The following is a 23943-nucleotide window of genomic DNA, read 5'->3' as shown; positions in this document are numbered from 1 at the left end:
CAAAAACATGAGACAACTTAAAATCACCAAGCAGGTAACCAATCGTGAAACTGCATCGTTAGATAAATATCTACAAGAAATCGGAAAAGTTGACCTAATTACCGCAGATGAAGAGGTAGAATTAGCACAAAGAATTAAAGCGGGTGATCAAAGAGCATTAGAAAAATTAACAAAAGCCAACCTACGTTTCGTTGTATCGGTGGCTAAACAATATCAAAATCAAGGATTAACTCTTCCTGACTTAATTAACGAAGGAAACTTAGGGCTTATCAAAGCGGCACAACGTTTTGATGAAACTCGTGGTTTCAAATTTATCTCGTATGCCGTTTGGTGGATTCGTCAATCGATTCTTCAGGCATTGGCAGAACAATCTCGTATCGTTCGTTTACCTTTGAACAAAATTGGTTCTATCAATAAAATCAACAAAATGTATGCGTTATTAGAGCAATCTAATGAGCGTCCGCCTTCTGCTGAGGAAATTGCAAAAGAACTTGACATGACTGTAAATGACGTAAAAGAGTCTATGAAAAACTCTGGACGTCACTTATCTATGGATGCACCTCTTGTGGAAGGTGAAGATTCTAACCTTTATGACGTATTACGTTCTGGTGAATCTCCAAACCCAGACAGAGAATTAATTCACGAATCTCTTCGTACTGAAATCGAGCGTTCATTAGAAACATTGACTCCAAGAGAGGCTGATGTAGTTCGTTTGTATTTTGGTCTTGGCGATCAACACCCAATGACTCTTGAAGAAATTGGAGAAACTTTCGACTTAACTCGTGAGCGTGTTCGTCAAATTAAAGAAAAAGCAATCCGTAGATTGAAACATACTTCTAGAAGTAAAATCCTTAAAACATACTTAGGATAAATAATATTTGTTTCAAGTTAAAGTTTCAGGTTATGTTTGTAACTTGAAACATGAAACATGAAACCTTTGTAACGCAAACAACAGTTTGATTGACTGTTCGTTTTTTGATTGATGATTGAAACTCCGGCTGATTACCGGAGTTTTTTATTTTATTTTTAACCGCAAAGCACACAAAGGTTTACGCAAAGCACACAAAGTTTTTTTTTAAAAGAATCTCGCAAAGTCGCAGAGTCGCAAAGAATAATAAACTTTGCGACTCTGCGACTTTGCGAGCATATTTTCATAAACAACAAACTTTTCATAAATCTTTGCGGACTTTGCGGTTAAATTTCACTGCAACTCATAAAAAAATTATCTTTGTAAAAAACAACACACTACTACAAAATGAAAAATACACTTATTGCTCCTTCTGTTCTTGCTGCTGATTTTGCCAATTTACAGCGCGATGTCGAAATGATTAATAACAGTCAAGCCGATTGGTTTCATATCGATATCATGGACGGAGTTTTTGTTCCGAATATTTCTTTTGGAATGCCCGTTTTAGAAGCCATTTCAAAACATGCAAAAAAAACAATTGATGTGCATTTAATGATTATTGATCCGGATCGCTACATTAAAACTTTTGCCGATTTAGGAGCAAATATCTTAACTGTACATTATGAAGCTTGCACACACTTGCACAGAACACTTCAAGCCATTAAGGCAGAGGGAATGAAAGCTGGAGTTGCAATAAATCCACATACTAACATAGACTTATTAGAAGATGTAATAAACGATATTGACTTAGTTTTAGTTATGAGTGTTAACCCTGGCTTTGGTGGACAATCGTTTATTGAAAATACATATGCGAAAGTCGAAAAACTAAAAGCTTTGATTACACGCAAAAACGCTTCAACATTAATCGAAATTGATGGCGGTGTAACAAGCAAAAACGCAAAACAATTAGTAGAAGCTGGCGCAGATGTTTTAGTAGCTGGAAGCTTTGTTTTTAAAGCTGAAAACCCAACTCATACCATTGCCGAATTAAAAATCCTTACTGCTTTTTAAGTTTTTCAAATTCGGAAAGAAATCGATTCCGGTCATTTTTTCCAAGGTTTCAATTGGAACTACAAAATCATAAATAGATTTGTCACTGTCTTCATTTGGAACCAAAAAAGCAATTGCTTTGTGTTCTTTTCCAGATTTAGCCAAAACAATTTTATAAAAATATTTAGGGACAGCAACATTTTCTGTCCCTATTTTTTTATCTGAATCTTTCAAAATTCCGCCCGTCACGATATAAATATCATTGTATTTTTGAGCAAAATAACGCGTTTTCTGTTCAATTCTATTCCAAATTCCGCTGTTAAAATCGTGTTTTTGAGGCGAAATATTCGACGTATAAAAAGTATCATTATAGGCGTCTTTATTAAACTCCATATCACCGGCAGGACAAAGATGACCTTTGTCATAACCTGAATTTTTATAATTTCTCCAATCTGCAGAGCCCGTCGTCACTTTGGGATCTTCAATAAAATAAGGACGTTTATAATCTCCGTTTTTTAAATACTCCTTTTTTAATTCGTAAGCAAGCCATTCAGCTTGCTCATATTTTTCATTGTAAGAAAGTGTATAATAAGTATGTTTTACAATTTGCCCAGTGGTAGAAGTTGGCAGATATGCAATCGTATACAAGGAATCTGAAGTATAATTTGTAGAAACAAACGAAGTCTGCTTTTCTTGTGTCATTTCTTCCTTTGCATTGTTTTCTTTTTTACAAGAAAATAATCCTAAACCAATCAATCCCAAAACGATATACTTCTTCATTATCTTAATTTTATTTAAAAATAAACTTACAAAAAAATGCTCCACAAATATAAAATTTATGGAGCATTTTAATAACAAATTAATTCTATATCGAACTAAGATTTAACCAGTTTATCCTTTTTCATTTTAGGAGTAACTGTATTTTTTACGTAGCTTTTAGTTTGCAAGTCATCTAGAACATTCAAAGCTTCTTCTACATAAACATCTTTTGCCAAAGCTTGGTGCCAAGCATCTCTTTTTTCTTTTAATGTAGCGTCATTCTTCATTTCAAGCTCTTCGTAAGGCAATGATTTGAAAACCAAGTTGTTTTTGTAATCAGCAATTGGTTTGTATTTTTTACCTTCATTTTCAACTTGTTCCTGAGTTGCTTTAAAGTTTTTGATATTTAAACTATAAGTGTTCTCTTTATTTTTGATATCAATCCATTTTGCATTGTCCTCGATTAATTTGAATTGATCATTGTTTGCAATTCTGTTACGGCTGTTATTGATCGCCTGATTGAATTTTTCGTTAGAAGTCCAAGTACTGTAATCAGCTGGATCAATTTTATCCCATGGCATTGCATTGTCAATATCACGCTCGCCCATTTTCAAGTAAGCGTAACGATCTGGCATCACAACATCACTATGAACACCCTCTAATTGCGTAGAACCACCGTTGATTCTATAGAATTTTTGGCCTGTAATTTTCAAAGCTCCAAGATCGCCATAATTTGCATTACGAACAAATTGGTTCAAATCAAGAACATTTTGCACTGTCCCTTTTCCGTAAGTTTGCTTACTTCCAATGATTACTCCACGTTTGTAATCTTGAATCGCAGCTGCTAAAATTTCTGAAGCCGAAGCCGAGAAGCTGTTAACCATAATTACTAATGGACCATCCCACTCGATTTTTTTATCTTTATCGTATAAAACTTCTTTCTTTTTACCAGCAGATTTTACCTGTACAATTGGCCCTTCTTCAATAAATAAACCAGCAATATCAACTACTGTCGAAAGAGATCCTCCTCCGTCATCACGAACGTCAAGTACGATACCGTTGATATCTTCTTTTTTCAATCTTTCAACTTCAAGCGCAATATCTTTTCCAGCGTCACGGCCATCTTTATTTTCAAAATCGATGTAGAATTTAGGCAAATAAATTACTCCGTATTTCAATCCGTTTCTTTCAACAATACTAGATTTTGCGTATGTTTCTTCAATTTCAACCACATCTCTGATAATTGAAATTACTTTAATTGTCCCGTCAACTTTTTTAACGGTAAGTTTTACCTCAGTTCCTTTATGACCTTTGATTTTTTTCACGACATCGTCTAGACGCATTCCAACAACATCAACAGGCTCTTCGTTTCCTTGAGCAACTTTCAAGATCATATCTCCAGCCTCAAGCTGTTTTCCTTTCCAAGCTGGTCCGCCAGAAATTAATTCGTCAATTTGAGTAAAATCATTTTTCTTTGTCAAACGAGCTCCAATTCCTTCTAATTTTCCACTGATGTTAACATCAAAACGATCTTTTTCTTCTGGAGCAAAATAGCTTGTATGCGGATCAAAACGAGTCATGATTGAGTTCACATATACAGAAAACCAATCTTCTTTGTTCAAATCTTTAATCAAACCGAAATTATCGTCCAATGATTTTAGAGAGCTCTCACGAGTTTCTTTCTCCAATGCTTCAAAAGATTTTTCTTTATAATTTGGATCCGATTTCTTTTTGTCTTCTTCTAATTTTTGCTTTGTAACCAATGAAGAAAGCGTTGACAATTTGATTTGTTTTCTCCATCTTTCATTGATTTCAGTTGTATTTTTAGCATAAGGAATATGCTCATAATCTGCATTGAAAGTCTCGTCAACATTGTAGTTGAAAGGCTGCGCTAAAATTGCTTTATAACGTTTTTTGCTTTCTTCCATACGTTTCATCAATCTTGTATACGTTAGATTAAAAAACGTTAAGTCTTTATTCAAAAACTGGTCATCAAGCTGTAACTCATACTGCTTGAATTCATCAATATCAGACTGCAAGAAAAACCTCTTTGAAGGGTCAAGCGCATCTATATAATCTTTAAAAATACCTTTTGAAAACTCATCGTTTATTTCAGCCGGACTATAATGTCCTTTTTCAATAACAAAGGCAAGCAATTCTAAAAGCGTTTTGTCTCTATTTGGATCCGGATCTTCAGACTTATCCGCATTTATTTTAAATGCAAATAAGGTAACAGATAAGCATAATACGGCTATAAGTATTTTATAATTTCTTTTCATAAACTTAATAATAGCATTCATCAAATTTTTTAATCTAAGTTACGGTAAAAACTGTGCCAACAAAGCCAAGCTCACTATAATTTTTTGTTAAAGATATAAAATAGTTTATTCTTCAAAAGTCCTTTAAGATTTAGTTTACAATTTTTATTTATTTGTTAGTATTCTACCAAAATCTGTTGCTACATTTACCTAAAGAAGCCTTAATTTTGACAAAACAAAAATCCTGCTTTAGCATGAAAGACGAAAAACCATTAATATTAGTGACCAATGACGATGGAATTCTAGCTCCGGGAATTAGAGCTTTGATCAGCGTTATGGAAACTATAGGCGAAGTTGTAGTGGTTGCACCAGACAAACCTCAAAGTGCCATGGGGCACGCCATCACGATAAATAATACCTTATTTCTAGATAAAATCTCAAAAGAAGAAGATGCAATCACCGAATACAGCTGTTCTGGAACTCCTGTAGATTGCGTAAAACTGGCTGTAAATGAAATTTTAAGACGAAAACCTGATCTTTGTGTTTCAGGAATAAATCACGGGTCAAATTCATCCATCAATGTAATTTATTCTGGAACCATGAGTGCCGCTGTTGAAGCTGGTATTGAAGGAATTCAGGCAATCGGATTTTCACTTTTGGATTTCGATTGGAATGCCGATTTTGAACCTGTAAAATCTTTCGTCAAAAAAATAGTTTTAGAAACGCTTGCCAATAAATTACCCGCTGGTGTTGTTTTAAATGTCAATTTTCCGAAATTAAAAGAAAACGAAATTAAAGGAATTAAAATTTGTCGTCAAGCGAAAGCGTATTATGCGCAAAAATTTGACAAACGCCAAACACCGCACGGGAAAGATTATTACTGGCTTACCGGAAAATTCACCAATGAAGACAAAGGCGAAGACACGGATGAATGGGCGCTAGAAAATGGTTATATTTCTGTAGTTCCGGTTCAATTTGATTTAACCGCTCATCATTCAATGCAACAACTTAATACTTGGAAATTAAATGAATAAATTAGACATGTTAATTGGTTTCGTTCTCGGAATCATCACTTCTCTTATCGGAAGTTATCTTTTCATTAAATTATTCACTTCGTTTGATCTTTCAAACGGACTTCAAACCATTAAACAATACGGGTATTTAGGAAAAGTCATTACGCTAGGCACAGTTTTAGACTTGCTTTTGTTTTTATTCCTATTAAAAAGAAACAAAGAATTAATGGCGAGAGGCGTTGTTTTTGCCGTGATTCTGTTAGCAATTTCGACTTTATTTATATAAACCTTATCTTTGTTCTGCAAAAAAATGTAGCGTTTAAATAATGTAGCGCACTTTTAAAAAAATTGATATGAAATATTACATAATAGCTGGAGAAGCTTCTGGAGATTTACATGGTTCTAACTTAATGAAAGCTTTGTATGAGGAAGATCCGCAAGCCGAAATCAGATTTTGGGGCGGTGATTTGATGCAGAAAGCTGGCGGAACTTTAGTAAAGCACTACCGTGACTTAGCTTTTATGGGATTCGTTGAAGTTGTTTTTAATTTAAAAACAATTTTGAGCAATATCAAAATCTGCAAAAAAGACATTTCTGAGTTCAAGCCAGATGTCATTATTTTTATTGATTATCCAGGTTTTAATATGCGTATTGCAAAATGGGCAAAAGCGTTAAATTACAAAACGCATTATTACATCTCACCTCAAATTTGGGCTTGGAAAGAAAACCGAATCAAAGCCATCAAACAAGATGTGGATAAAATGTTTGTCATTCTTCCTTTTGAGAAAAGCTTCTACGAAGACAAGCATCATTTCCCTGTAGATTTTGTTGGACATCCACTAATTGATGCGATCCAAAATCAGCCTGCTTTTGACGAAGCTATTTTTAGAAAAGAAAATAATTTGGGCGAAAAACCTATCATTGCAGTTCTTCCGGGAAGCCGAAAGCAAGAAATCACAAAAATGCTGAGCGTAATGCTAAGCGTTGTTGATGATTTTCAGGATTATGAATTTGTAATTGCCGGCGCGCCAAGTCAGGAATACGAATTTTATCAGCAGTTTTTAAAAAACAAAAACATAGCATTTGTTTCAAACAAAACTTATGATTTGTTGCGTTCTGCGACGGCAGCTTTAGTAACTTCAGGAACAGCAACGCTTGAAACTGCTCTTTTCAAAGTTCCAGAAGTAGTTTGCTATAAAGGAAGCGAGATTTCATACCAAATTGCAAAACGAATTATTACGTTAAAATACATTTCGCTTGTCAATTTAATTATGGATCAAGAAGTGGTTACCGAATTGATTCAAAACGATTGCAACACCAAACGAATTAAAGAAGAACTTCAAAAATTACTAGAACCAACATCTCGCGAAAAACTATTGAAGAATTACGATATTTTGGAACAAAAACTTGGTGGAGTTGGAGCCAGCAAAAAAACCGCAAAACTAATAGTTGCCGACTTAAAGCAAGCTTAAACCTTTTTAATTTTGAAAAGAATAATTATTCTACTGCTGACAGCAATCGTATTTGTGTCTTGTAAATCTTCTTCAAATGCTGTTAGCAAAAGGGAGACAAAACGAGAAAACAAAAGCGTTGTTAATCATTTAATTGAAACAGCTTCCGAAAATCTTGGAGCAAAATATAAAGCTGGCGGCACCACTAAAAATGGTTTTGACTGCTCTGGACTTGTCTATACTACTTTTGAAGCAGAAAACATAAAATTGCCTAGAAGTTCATATGAACAAGCAAAAATTGGAACTGTCATTCCGTTGAAAGAAGCTCAAAAAGGCGATTTAATTTTTTTTAAAACCAACAAAAGCAAACAAATAAACCACGTTGGATTAATTACAGAAGTAAGTCCCACTGAGATAAAATTCATACATTCCTCCACTTCAAAAGGCGTAATTATTTCCTCTACTAAAGAACCTTATTACCAAAATTCTTTCGCACAAGTCAATAGGATCGTAAAATAAAAATATATTCTTTTTCTTACAAAAATTTTAATACTTTTAGAACATGAAAGTATTGGATTTTCCTTTGGCCCGAATTACCATTTGGTTTATTCTTGGAATTGTATTTTTCTATTATATCACAATCCCGTTATTCGTTTCTGAAATAGCGCTGGGATTAGGCCCCTCAATTTTGATTGTTTTCTATTTTTTAAGCAAAAGAAACCGAAGATTCATTTCATTTTTCGGCGCAAGTACATATTTTATTTCATTTTTTATTGGGGGAATCACGCTTATTGCACACACCAACTCGCTTCAAAAATCAAATTACATTCATTACCAAAAAGCATTTGAAACTCCTTCAGAAATAACATTTATACTTCGCGAAAAACTCAAAAGCAACTCCTATAGCGATCGCTTTACCGCACTCATACAAACAATTGACGGAAAAACACATTCTGGAAAAATCATCGTAAATATTGCAAAAGACAGTCTCAAAAGCCCTTTTGTCATTGGAAACATCATTAAAACAAAAACCACCTTACAGAAAAACAATTCGACCAAAAATCCAAATCAATTTGATTACGATAAATATTTGGAAGATCGCCAAATTTATGCGCAAGTTTATCTAAACAAAGCCGAGATTAAAATCAATACAAACATAAAAAAGGATATTTGGTACTATGCCGATTATCTTCATCGACGTATCATTCATAATCTAGAAAAAGCGCATTTTAATCCTGCCGAAATGAATGTAGCACTCGCTTTAATTTTGGGTCAGCAACAGGAAATTTCATCTGATATTATTCAGGATTACCAATATTCTGGTGCAACACATATTTTATCGGTTTCAGGATTGCACGTTGGCTTTATAATGTTGCTCATAAATTTTATTCTGAAACCAATTCCAAATACCCGAAAAGGCTCCTTTATAAAACTGATTTCCGTATTAACAGCTTTAAGCTTTTTTGCCATTATTTCTGGTTTGTCTCCACCAGTTTTACGCTCTGTAATTATGTTCTCATTTCTTGCCATCGGGAATCACCTTCGCCGAGCAGGAAATATCTATCATACTTTATTAGTTTCAATGTTACTGATTTTGCTTTTTGAGCCTTATTTTTTGTTCGATGTCGGATTTCAATTGAGCTATATTGCCTTATTTTTTATTCTTTGGCTACAACCATTATTAAAAAAATTATGGAATCCAAAAAACAAAATCGCACTGTATATCTGGAATGCTTTAACGGTTTCATTTGCGGCACAAATTGGCGCTTTCCCTTTATGTCTTTATTATTTTCATCAATTCCCAGGATTATTTTTTGTTACTAATATTGCTATCATTCCGGTTTTAGCTTTTGTAATGATTGCAGGAATTCTGGTCACGACTTATGCTGTTTTTGATTCTCCACCTCTATTTTTAGCTCAAATTCTAGAAAAAAGCATTTATCTTTTAAACCAAATCATTCACGCTGTTGCTTCAATAAAATCGTTTGTCATACTTGATATCAGCTTTAATTTTTACTTCCTACTCACTTTTTATCTTTTAATAATTGCAGCAATTGTTTGGTTTAAAAAACCCGATTATCCCAAATTAGTTCTTTTTTTAATCTCAATAATTTTGGTACAGCTTTCTTTTATTTATACAAAAAGAGAAAACGAAACTCAAAAAGAAATGATTATTTACAATGCAAAGAAACAAACCTTGATTACGGTGCGATCTGGTAAAAACATCAAACTATTTACCAGCAATAAATCCATGCTAGCTAATCCAAAAAACAATATTTTAAACTCTTATCTAGTTGGAAATTTCAGTAAAATTAAGTCGGCTAGCGAAATTAAAAATGTGCTTTTCTATAATGACAAAAAAATCTTTATTATTGACAGCTCGGGCGTTTATACAAATAAAACCCAACCTGATATTTTATTGTTGACGCAATCTTCAAAAATAAATTTAGATCGAGTTTTAGAAGAAATACATCCCAAAACCGTAATCGCTGACGCTTCAAATTCAAACTCGATTCAAAAAATTTGGAAAAAAACCTGTGCCAAAAAAAACATCCCTTTTCATGCCACTGCCGAAAAGGGATATTATAAGTTAAAATAAAGCTTTTTAATCTGGATTCATCATAATGTTAGCCTCAGCAATCCAAGCCTTCGCGCTTATAGGCTTATAAGGCAGTCTGCCCAATAAATTAAAAGTTGTCTTTGTTTTTCGCACAGAAGCTATAGTTAAACAAGCCTGTGGCAGTTCTACAACACCAAGAGCACCTTTTAAACTCACATTCTGCTCTTTTTCAGCATCAGATATTGATGTATCGGATAAATCTAGTCTCACCAAAACAACATTATCTCTTGCCCAAACAACGAAATCTGGGGTGTTAAAAATTTCGTTTTGAAGTTTTGTTGGTGCACCCGCAATTGTAAAGAAAATAAATAGCGGTCTTTTTTGTTCCATACTTGCTGCAACTGCATCAGTCATAGAAGTTTTCCAGACTAATCCTTGCGCATGCATAAAAAACGAACCAAGTAAAAATAACAGGGTAAGTGTTTTTTTAGTCATAATAATTTGGGTTTTAGGAGTAGGTTAATTTCGACTAAAGTAATATAATATCCCTCTAAAAAGTTCATCTTTAAACAAAAAAATGCAAAAAAAAATAAGAAAATCGAAATTGCTAATTAAAAGTTAAATAAATGTAAAATTCAAAAAAAAACCTATTTAAAATTATCAAACTTACTATGACTATCACAAAAAAATCCCTTTTTGCAGTACAAAAAGGGATTGATATCACACGGAAATTTAGCTATTATCTATTCACTTGGATGCAAAATCGCATTAGATTCAGCGATCCACGCCTTTGCTCCTCCTGGCTTATAAGAGATCTTTCCTAAAGCGCTAAAAGTTGTTTTGGTTTTTCTAATAGATGCACTAGCAAAACAAACTTGAGGAAGTTCTTCTACACCAAAAGCACTTTTCAATCTAAGATTTTGCTCTTTATCACTATCAGATGCTGAATTATCAGATAGATCAAGCTTTACTAAAATCACGTTATCTCGTGACCATACAGCAAAATCTGGCGTTTTAAAAATTTCATTTTGAAGATTCTCTGGTACACCTGAGGCAGTGAAAAGAATTAACATTGGTTTTCTTTGTTCATTACTCATCGCAATTGCATCGGCCATATTTGTTTTCCAAAGAAGATTTTGCGCCTGCATAAAAAATGAACCTAAAAAAAATAGTAGGAAAAGTAATTTTTTGGTCATATTATTTTGGTTTTGGTTAGATTAGTTTGACGAAATTAACATAATATTTTAATTATCCAATTTTTATTAATACAAAAAATACATAATGTGTTTTTTTATACATAATAAAATATCAAATACTCAATTTAACCGCTCCCAATATAAAAACTTTCCTACGAATCAAAAAAAAACTCCTTGCACAAAGAGCGCAAGGAGCTATAAATTTTTATGTTTTAATCTTTAAGATTTCTTCGGATTTATTATTCCGTCAGCTACAGTCAACCATGCAGTTGGACCACCGGCAACGTAACCTGTTTGACCAAGACCTTTAAAATTCACTTTTCCATCTTTAGATTCAGCACTTGTAAAAAAGATAGTTGGAAAACCTTGAATTCCAAAAGCTTGCTGCAATTCATTGTTCTGATTTTTGATCTCAGGAGTCTGAGGTGTTCTTCTTGGATAATCCAATTCAACCAAAACAACATTATCGGTGGCCCATTTTTTAAATTCGGGCGTTTTCAAAACTTCATTTTGCAATCTTATACACCAACCGCACCAATCGCTTCCTGTAAAAAACATCAACATTGGCTTGTGTACCTTATTGCTCACCGTGATAGCCTCTCTGACATCAGTATACCATTTAAGTTCCTGCGCCTGAGTTGCAAAAGCTCCAATTAAGAACAATGTGATTAAGTATATTTTTTTCATCTTAGTTTTCTTTGATACAAATTTAAGCAAAAAAAGAATCGCTAAATAAAATCTATTTTACTTCTTGCATTAATTTTTTAATCAAAGAAGTTGACACAATCAAAACAATACCTGCAATTAAAGAATATAGTGCTAATTGATAGTATCCATCTGTATAGGCAACAAGCTTAGACATTAAAGTCGTTCCTGTATTTGCATCTGACATTTCTGAACCAAGTTTTCCTGCCGCTAATTGCCCGAAAGCACTTGACAAAAACCAAAGTCCCATCATCATTCCGAATAAACGTTTTGGAGCAAGTTTTGTGATTACCGACATTCCAATTGGCCCGATACATAATTCCCCAAGCGTATAAACTAAATATCCTAATGCAAAAACATTCAATGAACTTAATCCTTCAGGATTAACAAAAAATCTCGCACTATAGAAAATAAAAAATCCAATTGCCAATAAAACAAATGAGAATCCAAATTTGATTACAGTATTTGGCTCAATTTTTTTCTTCCCCATAAATATCCAAAGAAAACCAACAAGCGGACTAAAGATAATTACATACAAAGAGTTTATACTATTATTTACAACATTTGGGTCGATATGAAAAAACAACAAACTGTTCGTTAAATTATCTTTTGCAAATAATGACAATGACCCTCCAGACTGCTCAGAAATTGCCATAAACATAAAATATCCAAAAATAAAGATAAATGCTGCCAATAATTTACGTTGCTGATCTCTGTCTTTAATCATTACCAACTCAAATATAAAATATCCCACCGCAATAACTCCAATTGTGTACATAAAATAATCTGTAAAATCAGAGTTGATGACCATAATATATATTAAAGGAATGGCCAACAATGATCCTAGATAAACCGCAATTTCGTATGTTTTTCTTTTTGAAGGCACAACGTTTGCTAAAGGAGAATTACCAATTGGCGCTAAATATTTTTTAGTCAATAAAAACGTCACAACTCCAATGATCATCACAACTGCCGAAGACAAGAAACAAAGGCTCCAAGAATAGTTTTTTCCTAAATAAATAGGAATAGCACCTCCCAACATTCCACCAATATTGATTCCGGCGTAGAATAATCCGTAACCGGCATCTCTTCTTCCATCTTCCTCATGGTACAGCTCGCCAACCATTGACGAAACATTTGGCTTAAAGAAACCAGTTCCAATAATAGAAAGCGTTATACCATAATAAAAGAAATCATGTGGAGAAGCCGCAATAAGCAAATTCCCCAAAATCATTATAATTCCTCCAAAAAGAAGTGATTTTTTGAATCCTAAAATTTTATCGGCAAAAATTCCACCAATAAAAGTAAATGCATAAACAAACGCCTGAATGGCACCGTATTGAAGATTTGCTTTTCCTTCAAGCAAACCTAATTGGTCAACCATAAAAAATGCTAGAACCCCTCTCATTCCGTAGAAACAAAAACGTTCCCACATTTCAACCAAAAACAAGTACCATAATTGCTTAGGGTACCTGCCTTTAAAATTTTGAATTTCTTCTAATGTAATATTCTTCTCCATTCTAATTATCTAACCCCGTGCATCATTTTCTTTAAAAGTGGAGTCAAAGCAAATAATAAAATTGCCGCAATACCTGTCAAAACTACAAACACCATAAAGAATTCATATAAGTTATGAATTTCAAATCCTGCAAAAATTGGGTTTTCAGCACTAATTTGGTGTTTGTCCAACAAAGCTAATTGCTCAGCAGTTGGTGTAATTGTTTTATTTAAAACAGCATGAAGGTCAATTCCTAGTTCTTTAGCTTTTGCAAATTTATCACCTGTTGCAGGCAAAATTGAACCAAGAGTTCCTCCTAATGCATATCCTGAAGCATTAGACAAGAAAAATACTCCGTATAATAAAGACGCAAAACGTTTTGGAGATAATTTACCTACCAATGACAATCCAATTGGCGACAAACATAACTCTGCACAAGTATTTAAGAAATATAACAAGATCAACCATTTAACTAATAGCAACCCTGTAGTTCCAATATATGAAACTTGAGTAGCAATCATAAAGAAACTTATCGAAATAATAACCAATCCTGCCGCTAATTTCACTGGCGAAATAGGCTCTTTGTCTCTAGCTCTTAAGAAATCCCAAAGGATACTGAATGGTACAGCCATTACTACAACAAAAAGTCCGTTGAAGATCTGAACCATTGAAGGCGGCATTTGCCAACCAAAGAAATGACGATCTGTTTGATTATCTGCAATAAAAGTCAACGAAGAACCTGCTTGCTCAAAAGCCGCCCAGAAAAAGATAATAAAGAACGAAACAATGTAAATTACAAAGATTCTATCACGCTCTACTTTAGTTAAAGACTTATCTGAAATAATCAATCCAGCCAACGCCAAACCACTTGAATAAATCAAAGTATAAATTAAATTCTGACCTACTACGTAGTGAAAAAAGAATCCTAAAGCAACGAATGCAATTCCTGCAAAAACCAAAGATTTCGAAGAGAAATTTGCTTGTTGCGCTTCTCCTTCTTCAAAATCTGCCGCCACATTTTTAGATGGCAATCCACCTAACGGTCTTCCTTCTGGAGAAACTACATATTTATTTTTCAAGAAGTAAAAAAGAATTGTTCCGATAAGCATTGCTGCAGATGCCGCCATAAAACCCCATCTAAAAGCATGAATATCTCTAATTCCTCCTGCATCTTTTACATCTCCCAATAATGGACAAATTGACTGCCCTAAAAAAGCACCAATATTGATACCCATGTAAAAAATCGTAAATGCAGTATCTAATTTTGTTTTTTCCTGTTTTGGATACAAACTTCCCACCATCGAAGAAATATTTGGCTTGAAGAATCCGTTACCAAAAACAATAACTCCTAGTCCGCAATACATAATCGTTTTTGCTAAACCTAAATTAGATTCAAAAACGCTTCCGCTGGTAAACAACAACATTTGTCCTGTTGCCATCAACAATCCGCCTAAAAGAATACAATTTCTGTTTCCTAAAAAACGGTCAGCAATAAACCCTCCAAGCATTGGAGTCAAATAACAAAGTCCAAGGAAACCTCCATAAATCAATGAAGCTTCTTCTTCTTTCATTAATAATGAGTTTACAAGAAATAAAGTCAATAAAGCTCGCATTCCATAAAAATTGAATCGCTCCCACATCTCCGTTCCAAACAATACCCAAAGCCCTTTTGGATGCGCAGTTTTTACTTGAGTTTCTCCCATATTAGTCATTATTATTTAAGGTTAATATTTGTGAATTATAAATTTTCTTTGATAAAGTTAGTCATTTTAGTGTACAGCTGCACTCTTGTTTTTCCACCATAAATACCGTGATTTTTATCTGGATAAATTTGAGAATCAAATTGTTTGTTTGCTTGAATTAAAGCTTCCATCATTTGCATCGAGTTCTGAACATGAACATTGTCATCGCCTGAACCGTGAATCAATAAAAATTTACCTTTTAATTTATCAACATGATTAATTGGTGAGTTTTGATCGTATCCGCTTGCATTTTCCTGTGGCGTCTGCATGTATCTTTCTGTGTAAACACTGTCATAAAATCTCCAGTTTGTTACAGGAGCAACAGCGATTGCCAGTTTGAAAACATCATTTCCCTGGAAAATACAGTTCGAAGCCATAAATCCACCATAACTCCATCCGAAAATTCCAATTCTAGAAGCATCAACATAAGGATAAGAACCAATTACTTTAGCCGCATCGATTTGATCTTCGACTTCGTATTTTCCTAATTCTTTTTGAGTCACTTTTTTGAAATCAGCTCCTTTGTAGCCAGTTCCTCTTCCGTCAACACAAGCTACAATATAACCTTGCTGTGTAAGCGATAAGAACCAATAATCATCAGAATTATTCCAGTCATTATTTACCTGCTGTGATCCAGGACCAGAATATTGGTACATGAAAACTGGATATTTTTTAGAAGGATCAAAATCTTTTGGTTTTAAAATCCATGCGTTTAATTCGTTTCCTTTAGCCGTTTTTAGAACGAAGAATTCTTTTGCAGGCAAGTTATAACTTTTAAGCTTATCAACAAGCGCTTGGTTGTTTTCTATAACTTGAATTTCTTTTCCTGTTTTTGACTCATTTAGAGTATAAGTCGTAGGCACTAAATTACTTGAGAAAGTAGTAATAAAATATTGGAAGTTAGGACTGAAAGTCGCCGCACTTGTTCCAACTTTTGTAGTTAAACGAGTTTTATTCTTTCCATCTAAACCAACTCTGTAAATATCTCTGTTGATAGAACCATTTTCTGTAGATTGATAGAAAATAGTTTTTGTTTTTTCGTCGAAACCGTAGTATGAAACCACTTCCCAGTTTCCTTTAGTAACTTGATTTTTAAGCTTTCCGGTTTTATCATAAACATAAATATGATTAAATCCGTCTTTTTCGCTTGTCCAGATAAAGCTGTTGTCTTTCAAGAAAGTCAAATTATCTGTCACATCAACATAAGCTTTGTCTTTTTCATTCAAAACTACTTTTGCAGCAGCTGTAGTTCCATCAACAAACAATAAATCTAAATTATCTTGGTGGCGGTTTAAAACCTGAGCTGATAATACATTATTGTCATTTGTCCATTGCATTCTTGCAATATAGAAATCATTGTAATTTCCTAAGTCAACTTTTTTAGAAGTCGATCCAGCTACATCAAAAATGTGTAATGAAACGTCAGAATTTTTCTCTCCTGCCTTAGGATATTTGAACGTTTCAATTGTTGGGTACAAATCTTTATGGAACATTGACATTGAAAACTCTGGAACTTGGCTTTCGTCAAAACGAATATAAGCTATTTTTTTGCTGTCTTTGCTCCAGTCAAATGCTCGTACAAAAGCAAATTCTTCTTCGTAAACCCAGTCCGTAATACCATTTATAACAGCATTCTTTTTACCATCAGTTGTAACTGCAGTCGCTTTTTTTGAAGCGACATCATAGATATAAAGGTTGTTTTGTTTTGCGTAAGCAATTTTTGTTCCGTCAGGTGAGAAAGTTGGTTCTTGAATTTGAGAATCAACCAATTTTGTCAAAGTTTTTCCAGCGATATCATAAATGAAATAATCGGCAGTGAAAGAGTGACGGAAAATCTTGTTTGAATTACAAGCGATTAGCATCTTTTTTTCAGAAGCATCAAAAGTGTAGCCATCAATTCCGTCAGCAAGTTCTTTGAAGTTTTTTGTGTCAATTAAATTTGAGACTTTTTTTAAAGTTGCAAAATCATACAAATCAACTTGCATACTTCTGCTTGCCTGATCGACATTTAAAACAGTATATTGATTGGTATTTTTTAAGGATTGCATTTGGTCCATTCCTTTAGCCCGAAACGTACCTCCAAAAATGTTTTCGACAGTTATTTTCTGCTGTCCAAAAACAACCGCAGTTAAAAATAAAAGTACTGCAGTAAATTTACTTGTATTCATTATAATTATTTTAAATATAAAAAGAGCCCAATTTTAGTAAAAAAAATAAACATAATACACATTTTAAGTGTTAAATGTTAAAAAAAATAACGATTGCGTACTTTCATGTATGAAATAGATTGCAATCAAAACTCTTAAAATAGTATCTTTGTGCGCACAATATTATTTAATACATTGAGAATGAACAACGCTGTTTCCGGATTTTCTAAATTATCCAAAAAAGAAAAAATTAATTGGATCGCCAACGAATATTTTTCTACACCCGAAGAGGCGCTAAATATTATAAGAAATTACTGGAATTCAGACGAGAAGCTTCAACAACTTCATGATGAATTTATCGAAAACACAATCACCAATTTATATATTCCGCTTGGAGTTGCGCCTAATTTTCTGATAAACGGGAAATACAAAACCATTCCAATGGCAATTGAAGAAAGTTCAGTTGTTGCTGCAGCCTCAAAAGCCGCTAAATTTTGGTCGACACGTGGCGGTTTCAAAACCACGATAATCAATACTGAAAAAATTGGTCAAGTTCATTTTACCTTCAAAGGAAATGCCGAAAAACTTCACACTTTCTTTGACGAAATAAAGCCTAAATTTTTCTCTGAAACACAAAACATCACCAAAAACATGCAACAGCGTGGCGGTGGAATTTTGGACATACATTTAAAAGACAAAAGAAATTTACTTGAAAACTACTTTCAGCTTCATGCTACTTTTGAAACCAAAGACAGCATGGGAGCCAACTTCATCAATTCATGCTTAGAACAATTTGCTTCTACATTAAAAGAGGAATTTCAAAATTCGGATTTGTTTTCTGAAGAAGACAATCTGCAAGTAATTATGAGCATTTTATCGAATTATGTGCCACATTGTCTTGTAAGAGCCGAAGTTTCATGTCCGATTGAAGATTTATCAGAAAAACATATTACAAATCCGCAGGAATTTGCCGAGCGTTTTGTTCAAGCGGTCCAAATTGCCGAAGTAGAGCCTTTTAGAGCCGTTACGCACAACAAAGGAATTATGAATGGTGTTGATGCCGTTGTTTTAGCAACTGGAAACGACTTTAGAGCGATTGAAGCCGGAGTTCACGCGTACGCCTCAAGAAACGGTCAATATTCAAGTTTGTCACATGCAAAAATCGAAAACGGAATTTTTTCTTTTTGGATGGAAATTCCTCTAGCTTTAGGAACAGTAGGCGGATTGACTTCATTGCATCCGATGGTAAAATTATGTTTAGAAATTCTTGAAAAACCTTCAGCAACAGAGTTAATGGAAATTACTGCCGTTGCCGGATTGGCACAAAATTTTGCTGCATTGCGTTCTTTAACGACAACAGGAATTCAGGAAGGACACATGAAAATGCACCTTAACAATATCATCAACCAGTTTGAAGCAACTCATGAAGAGCGTCAATTAATCAAAGCTCACTTCAAAAAAACTGCCGTTTCTCATAGCGCTGTAGTTGAGTTTATCGAAAATTTAAGAAAATAAAACAATTAAAAATTCCAAAAATATAGCTTCCAAATAAAATTCCAAATTCCAACGATAATTGGAATTTGGAATATTGGAATTTATTTTAAAATTGAAGTATGTCAACAACCTTTTACAGTAACGGAAAATTATTCATTTCTGGAGAATATTTAGTTTTAGACGGCGCAGATGCTTTTGCTTTGCCTACTAAATTTGGACAGAATTTGATTGTTGAAAATGCAAAAGATAAAATCATCGATTGGAAAAGCTATGATTTTGACAATACGCTTTGGTTTGAAAACACCATTACTTTCGACGAAATTATCAACAATGTAGCTTCAGAAATCGAAACTGTAAAAACCACATTGATCAATATTCTTCATAAGGCTTATTTATTGAATCCAGAATTCATTACTAATTCAGAAGGATATAAAATCACAACAAACCTTACTTTTCCTAGAAATTGGGGCTTGGGAACGTCATCAACTTTGATCAATAATATTGCGCAATGGACAAAAATCAATGCTTTTACTTTGTTGCGAAACAGTTTTGGCGGAAGCGGTTATGACATTGCTTGTGCACAAAACGACACACCTATTTTATATAAAATTGAAAACAATGCTGTTGAACCAGTAACTTTCAATCCTGATTTCACAAAAGACATCTACTTTGTCTATCTAAATAAAAAGCAAAACAGTAAAGCTGCGATTCATGCTTACAACAAACATAAGGATCAAAATTTAGCCAAAAGCGTTGCAGAAAACAATAAAATCACCCAAGCAATCCTTCATGCCAAAACCTTAAAAGAATTCGCACATGAAATTCAAAGACATGAAAATCATTTGAGCAATATTCTTGAAATCAGCACTATTAAAGAAAAGGCTTTTCCTGATTTTAATGGCACAATTAAAAGTCTTGGTGCTTGGGGAGGTGACTTTGTAATGGTTATTTCTAAAGAAAATCCAAAAGATTATTTTATTTCAAAAGGATATCCAACCCTTCTTACTTATGAAGAAATGATTTTATAAATCTTACGAATTTACTTTTTTATCCTCACTAGGTTCAGATTGCAGATGACGAACCTTTTGATTCTCCAGTTCATTAGATTGAATCAGTGTGTTGTGAAGGCGCTCCGCCATTTTTTCAATACTACTATTGATAGAATCATAAACAAGCTCCATTCGACGATGCTTTTCTTCTTTCACAGCCTTTAAAACATCTTCAACGAATCCTTTATCATATTTTTCGGCAACAGAATCACGTGTGTTCGTTAATCTAATAACATAATCGTTGCTTAATATAGTAACTTTAAAATGTTGCTCCTCGTTGCTTAAGTAGTACTTGCCCCCCAGTTCATCAACATTGATGTCTGTGCTGCTCACTTTTAAAAGCTCGATAATGATTCCGTATATATGATTCTCAATTTTAGAATATACCCTCGGCTTTCTTCTAAAAGGGTTAAACGAAAAAAACATCAACTATTTGATTATTAAAGTACTTATTCATTTTTTCTCACTTTTTTTAAATATCGTACGGATAAAATTTATTCTGTTTAAATAAAAATTTTAACAAATTAAATGCAATAATTCTAATAACCCAAATTTTTTAAATTATATTTCTATTATTCCTATATAACTTACAAAAAAAATTGTCGTTTGACTTACAAAACAATCTACAGCCTCCTTTATTTGCATAAAAAAACCCGAAACATTTAAGTTTCAGGTTTCGCTATTTGATTTTAACTTCTAAAAACTAGTAGTTAAATTGTAATCTGTTATCTTCGATTTTAGCATTGCTTTTCAAAGCTGGTAAAACTCTACCTGCATCAGAAGCACTTTGAGCTTTTAATTTAGCTACATATTCTGCATGGTTTGCAATTGCAGGAGCTTTAACTGTGCTTACGTTTTTCACTACATAAACTCCAGTGTTTCCTTCAATTGGCGCAGAAATTTTGTTTGCTGCTAATGCAAATGCATTTCCAACAACTTTAGGCTCTTGTCCAACTCCACCAGGTAAAACAGGGTTTTCCATAGTAACGTTAGTCGCTTGTTGAACTGCTACACCAGCGCTCTTAGCTACAGCTTCGATTGTTGAACCTGTTAATTTAGCTTTTAAGATTTCTGCTTTTTTCTTATTTTTCAAGATAGACTCAACATAAGGTCTAGCCATAGTTACAGATACTAAACCTGATTTGTTTTCGCTTTTGTATTGAGCAATTACGTGCCCAATGTTAGCTAATTCAAAACGCTTAACATCACCAATACTAGTTTCTTTATCAAATGCCCATCTGATGATGTTACGTTGGTTTCCTAGAGGTCCAAACGCTTCATCCATAGCTTTAGCAGTTACTGGAGCAGCAACTTTTAAGCCTAATTCTTTTGCTGTAGCAGCAAAATCTTTATCAGCAGCCTCCATTTCAAATTTAGTTGCCAATGTAAATACTTTATCAGAAGTAGCTTCAGAAGGCTCAATTTTTTGAGCGATTGTAGCTAAACGAATACCGTCTTGTTTGTCTGTAATTTTAATAATATGGAAACCGAAAGGAGTTTCAACTAATCCAACTTTACCAATTCCGTTGCTGAATACAAAATCATTGAATGGTTTTACCATTTGGCCTTGACCAAAATATCCTAAATCACCACCTTGTTGCGCAGATGAATCATCAGAGCTTGTAAAAGCAAGCATCATGAAACTATCTGGATTAGCTTGAACTTGAGCTAAAATTTCTTCAGCTTTAGCTTTTGCTTCTTCTTTAGTTCTTTTTTCTTTTTGGTTAGGTGTTTGAGATCCTTCGTAACCAATCAAGATATGGCTAGCTTTTGCGTTAACACCAGCTTTAAATCCTAAAGATTTAGAGATAGCATAATATCTTCCATAAACGTATGGTCCGTAGATTGCTCCAGCTGGCAAGCTGAATAATTTGTCAGCATCAACAGCTGGCAAAGCATTTTTAGGAACATAAGTAGAATCGTAAGGAACATCAGAATTTGAGTTTACAAACTCAGCAATGTTTGTAGCATTTTTAAATCCTGGCAAAGTATCGTTTTTACCAGTTTTACCATTGTAAACAACACTTCCGCTTAACAATTTTGTGATTTTAGCTTTAATTTCAGCCTCGTCTTCTTTTGAAGCTTTGTCTTCAACTAAAACATATTGAATTTCACGAGTTTCATCAGCTTTGAATTTTTTCTCGTTTTTCTTCATATATTCTACGATCTCATCATCAGAGATTTTCACTTCGCTATCTTTAATAGAAGAATATAAAGCCGCAGCATAACTAAAGTTTACTTTGTTTGCTTCCATTTCATATTTCAACTTTCCTTCACTAGCAGTTGTGTAAAGTCCAGATTTGATTAATGTATTGTAGATTTGGAATTTTGCATTCAACTCAGCTTCTTTCTCTTTTTGAGAAATATATTGTGCTGCTTCAGGATTAGTTTTGAAGTATTCTTTGAATTTTACTACATCAAAAATTCCTGCTGCGTTCAAAAACATTGGGTTTTTACCAATATTTGGATCAGCTTTTAAAACTTCAATCAAATGTTTTTCACCTACTCTTAATCCTAATTTTTCAAATTGAGCAGATAATAATGCGATTGAAACCTCTTGATCCCAAACTCTGTTTGCAGCTTCAGTGGAAGTAATTCCTTGACCACTTTTTTCAACATTGCTAACTTTAACTCTAAAGTCTTCAAATGAAATATCTTTTCCGTCGATGCTTCCCACATCTTTTGAACTTTGACTAAATGTTCCTTTACCGATTAGATCTTGTATTATAAATGCAAATAATGCAAGTGCAATAACTCCTATCAATAAAGCGGAACGCTGTCTAATTTTTGCTAAAACTGCCATTTTTAATTATCGTTAATTTTATATTCAGTTTGCGAAAATACAATTATCTAGTTAATAACAATACAACTAGCGTTTTATTTTGCACAATTTTTTTAATTATTGAAAAAAATCAGTCTTTTAGGGACATTTTCACCAATTCAATTTTCTTATTTGTCGCCTCTTCAATCACAAAATGATAGTTATCGATTACAATTTCGTCTCCTTTTTGTGGAATTTTCTTAGTAGAGTTGACTATAAAACCTCCGAGAGTTCCATATGAATCTTCTTCTGGAATTTCTAACTTATAGGTTTCATTTAAGTATTCAACGTCCAATCGTGCAGAAAACAAATATTTTCCGTCTCCTAATTCCTGTTCAATCAGCTCTTCATCAAGATCGTGCTCATCTTCAATTTCGCCAAAAAGCTCTTCGACAATATCTTCGATTGTAATAATTCCAGATGTTCCTCCATATTCATCAAGAACAACGGCAACATTTTTTCTTTTTTTTATCAGAAGATTCAAAGCGTCTTTTATCAAAATAGTTTCCGGAACAAATTCAACTGTCATTAAGACTGATTTGATTGTGGAAGGTTTTTTGAACAAATCGAAAGAATGCACATAACCTACAATATCGTCAAGTGTATTTTGACTGACTATTATTTTTGAATAGCCTGTTTCTATAAAAAGCGCTTTTAGATCTGAAACGCTGTCAAACAAATCAATATCGACAATTTCTGTGCGAGGCGTCATGATATCGCGCGCTTTTACGCCAGAAAATTCTAAGGCATTTTGAAAAATCTGAATTTCGGAATCTACTTCTTCATCATCTTCGACTGCATTCATTTGCTCTGTTATATAGTTACCCAATTCGACTTTACTAAAGTACAATTGCACCTGATCGCCTTCGGTCTTAAAAAATTTCTTTAGGACAAAATCGGAAATCCAAATGAAAAAAGTTGAGATATAATAAAACAGCTTGTAAAAAAGATACGCTGGAAGAGCAAAAAACTTGACTAATGAATTGGCATAAATTTGAAAGAACACTTTCGGAAGAAATTCTGCCGTTATCAAAACAATGAAAGTCGAAAGTGCAGTTTGAATCAACAAACTTGTCAAATCAGAAAATTGAAATCCCAAACTCACCATACATTCAAGAATTAAATCCCCCATGTAAAAGCCATAAATAACTAATGCTACATTATTGCCAATAAGCATTGCGGCAATAAATTTTGATGGATTTTGAGTAAGCCTTGTTAGGATTTTTGATAAAAAATTATCTTGTTTTTTCTCAATTTCAAGATAAATTTTATTGGAGGAAATAAACGCGATTTCCATTCCTGAAAAAAAAGCAGATAGTATTAAACACAATATTATAATACTAATCTCCATTT

The 23943-nt window shown here is 33.5% G+C and carries 20 protein-coding genes; 9 read left to right on the top strand and 11 right to left on the bottom strand.

Annotated features, from left to right (window positions below; all coding sequences use genetic code 11):
* Nucleotides 1–7 precede the first annotated feature (7 nt).
* Both SCB73_RS08990 and rpe read left to right on the top strand, forming a co-directional pair.
* A complete protein-coding gene (locus SCB73_RS08990; protein ID WP_007804760.1) occupies nt 8–871 on the top strand; it encodes a sigma-70 family RNA polymerase sigma factor in 864 nt (287 codons plus the stop codon).
* A gap of 384 nt (nt 872–1255) precedes the next feature.
* Nucleotides 1256–1918, top strand: a complete 663-nt coding sequence (rpe, locus tag SCB73_RS08985; RefSeq protein WP_320569709.1) for a ribulose-phosphate 3-epimerase — start codon at nt 1256–1258, stop codon at nt 1916–1918.
* Here the strand turns inward: rpe and SCB73_RS08980 are convergent.
* Together SCB73_RS08980 and SCB73_RS08975 are read right to left on the bottom strand one after the other, a co-directional pair.
* On the bottom strand, nt 1895–2677 hold the full coding sequence (locus tag SCB73_RS08980) for a DNA/RNA non-specific endonuclease (RefSeq protein ID WP_320569708.1): 783 nt from the start codon (nt 2675–2677) through the stop codon (nt 1895–1897). The genes rpe and SCB73_RS08980 overlap by 24 nt on opposite strands.
* 95 nt (nt 2678–2772) lie before the next feature.
* A complete protein-coding gene (locus SCB73_RS08975) occupies nt 2773–4956 on the bottom strand; it encodes a carboxy terminal-processing peptidase (protein WP_320569707.1) in 2184 nt (727 codons plus the stop codon).
* Between the two features lie 212 nt (nt 4957–5168).
* On the opposite strand from SCB73_RS08975, the gene surE reads away from it, so the two are divergent.
* From surE to SCB73_RS08950, 5 genes are all read left to right on the top strand, one after another.
* Nucleotides 5169–5948 (top strand): 5'/3'-nucleotidase SurE, encoded by a 780-nt coding sequence (surE, locus tag SCB73_RS08970; protein ID WP_320569706.1) that lies wholly within the window; start codon nt 5169–5171, stop codon nt 5946–5948.
* On the top strand, nt 5941–6213 hold the full coding sequence (locus tag SCB73_RS08965; RefSeq protein ID WP_320569705.1) for a hypothetical protein: 273 nt from the start codon (nt 5941–5943) through the stop codon (nt 6211–6213). Before surE ends, SCB73_RS08965 begins: the two co-directional genes overlap by 8 nt.
* Before the next feature lie 67 nt (nt 6214–6280).
* Nucleotides 6281–7399 (top strand): lipid-A-disaccharide synthase, encoded by a 1119-nt coding sequence (gene lpxB, locus SCB73_RS08960; RefSeq protein ID WP_320569704.1) that lies wholly within the window; start codon nt 6281–6283, stop codon nt 7397–7399.
* A 12-nt stretch (nt 7400–7411) separates the two neighbouring features.
* Complete coding sequence (locus SCB73_RS08955) at nt 7412–7897, top strand: C40 family peptidase (RefSeq protein ID WP_320569703.1); 486 nt, start codon at nt 7412–7414, stop codon at nt 7895–7897.
* Nucleotides 7898–7940: 43 nt separating this feature from the next.
* Entirely contained in the window at nt 7941–9977 is a 2037-nt protein-coding gene (locus SCB73_RS08950; protein WP_320569702.1) for a ComEC/Rec2 family competence protein, read from the top strand.
* A gap of 6 nt (nt 9978–9983) precedes the next feature.
* Here the strand turns inward: SCB73_RS08950 and SCB73_RS08945 are convergent, their stop codons facing one another.
* The 6 genes from SCB73_RS08945 to SCB73_RS08920 all read right to left on the bottom strand — a co-directional run bounded on the left by SCB73_RS08945 (nt 9984) and on the right by SCB73_RS08920 (nt 17247).
* Nucleotides 9984–10433 (bottom strand): thioredoxin family protein, encoded by a 450-nt coding sequence (locus tag SCB73_RS08945; protein ID WP_320569701.1) that lies wholly within the window; start codon nt 10431–10433, stop codon nt 9984–9986.
* A 248-nt stretch (nt 10434–10681) separates the two neighbouring features.
* Nucleotides 10682–11134, bottom strand: coding sequence for a thioredoxin domain-containing protein (locus tag SCB73_RS08940; RefSeq protein ID WP_132990657.1), 453 nt, complete (start codon nt 11132–11134; stop codon nt 10682–10684).
* 219 nt (nt 11135–11353) lie between these two features.
* Nucleotides 11354–11821: a thioredoxin family protein gene (locus tag SCB73_RS08935; RefSeq protein ID WP_320569700.1), complete on the bottom strand. Its 468-nt coding sequence runs from the start codon at nt 11819–11821 to the stop codon at nt 11354–11356.
* A gap of 52 nt (nt 11822–11873) precedes the next feature.
* Nucleotides 11874–13358 carry a peptide MFS transporter gene (locus SCB73_RS08930; RefSeq protein ID WP_320569699.1) on the bottom strand — a complete coding sequence of 495 codons (1485 nt, stop codon included), beginning with the start codon at nt 13356–13358 and terminating at the stop codon, nt 11874–11876.
* A 5-nt stretch (nt 13359–13363) separates the two neighbouring features.
* A complete protein-coding gene (locus SCB73_RS08925) occupies nt 13364–15040 on the bottom strand; it encodes a peptide MFS transporter (protein ID WP_320569698.1) in 1677 nt (558 codons plus the stop codon).
* Between the two features lie 35 nt (nt 15041–15075).
* Nucleotides 15076–17247, bottom strand: a complete 2172-nt coding sequence (locus SCB73_RS08920) for a S9 family peptidase (protein ID WP_320569697.1) — start codon at nt 17245–17247, stop codon at nt 15076–15078.
* Between the two features lie 180 nt (nt 17248–17427).
* Here SCB73_RS08920 and SCB73_RS08915 point away from each other — a divergent pair, with 180 nt between their 5' ends.
* Complete coding sequence (locus SCB73_RS08915; protein WP_320570083.1) at nt 17428–18741, top strand: hydroxymethylglutaryl-CoA reductase, degradative; 1314 nt, start codon at nt 17428–17430, stop codon at nt 18739–18741.
* Between the two features lie 98 nt (nt 18742–18839).
* The gene (locus SCB73_RS08910; RefSeq protein ID WP_320569696.1) at nt 18840–19748 is read left to right on the top strand and encodes a GYDIA family GHMP kinase; all 909 of its coding nucleotides are present in this window, start codon (nt 18840–18842) and stop codon (nt 19746–19748) included.
* Nucleotides 19749–19751: 3 nt separating this feature from the next.
* Here SCB73_RS08910 and SCB73_RS08905 read toward each other — a convergent pair whose 3' ends face one another.
* The 3 genes from SCB73_RS08905 to SCB73_RS08895 all read right to left on the bottom strand — a co-directional run bounded on the left by SCB73_RS08905 (nt 19752) and on the right by SCB73_RS08895 (nt 23941).
* The gene (locus SCB73_RS08905) at nt 19752–20102 is read right to left on the bottom strand and encodes a hypothetical protein (RefSeq protein WP_320569695.1); all 351 of its coding nucleotides are present in this window, start codon (nt 20100–20102) and stop codon (nt 19752–19754) included.
* Nucleotides 20103–20472: 370 nt separating this feature from the next.
* Nucleotides 20473–22572 (bottom strand): peptidylprolyl isomerase, encoded by a 2100-nt coding sequence (locus tag SCB73_RS08900; RefSeq protein ID WP_320569694.1) that lies wholly within the window; start codon nt 22570–22572, stop codon nt 20473–20475.
* Nucleotides 22573–22681: 109 nt separating this feature from the next.
* Nucleotides 22682–23941, bottom strand: coding sequence for a hemolysin family protein (locus SCB73_RS08895; protein ID WP_320569693.1), 1260 nt, complete (start codon nt 23939–23941; stop codon nt 22682–22684).
* Nucleotides 23942–23943: the final 2 nt, after the last annotated feature.

Origin of the sequence: Flavobacterium sp. KACC 22761 (genome assembly GCF_034058155.1) — a bacterium.
In the GTDB taxonomy this organism is placed as follows: domain Bacteria; phylum Bacteroidota; class Bacteroidia; order Flavobacteriales; family Flavobacteriaceae; genus Flavobacterium.
The sequence above is the reverse complement of the archived record's forward strand: the minus strand, read 5'-3'. Positions and strand labels throughout refer to the sequence as shown.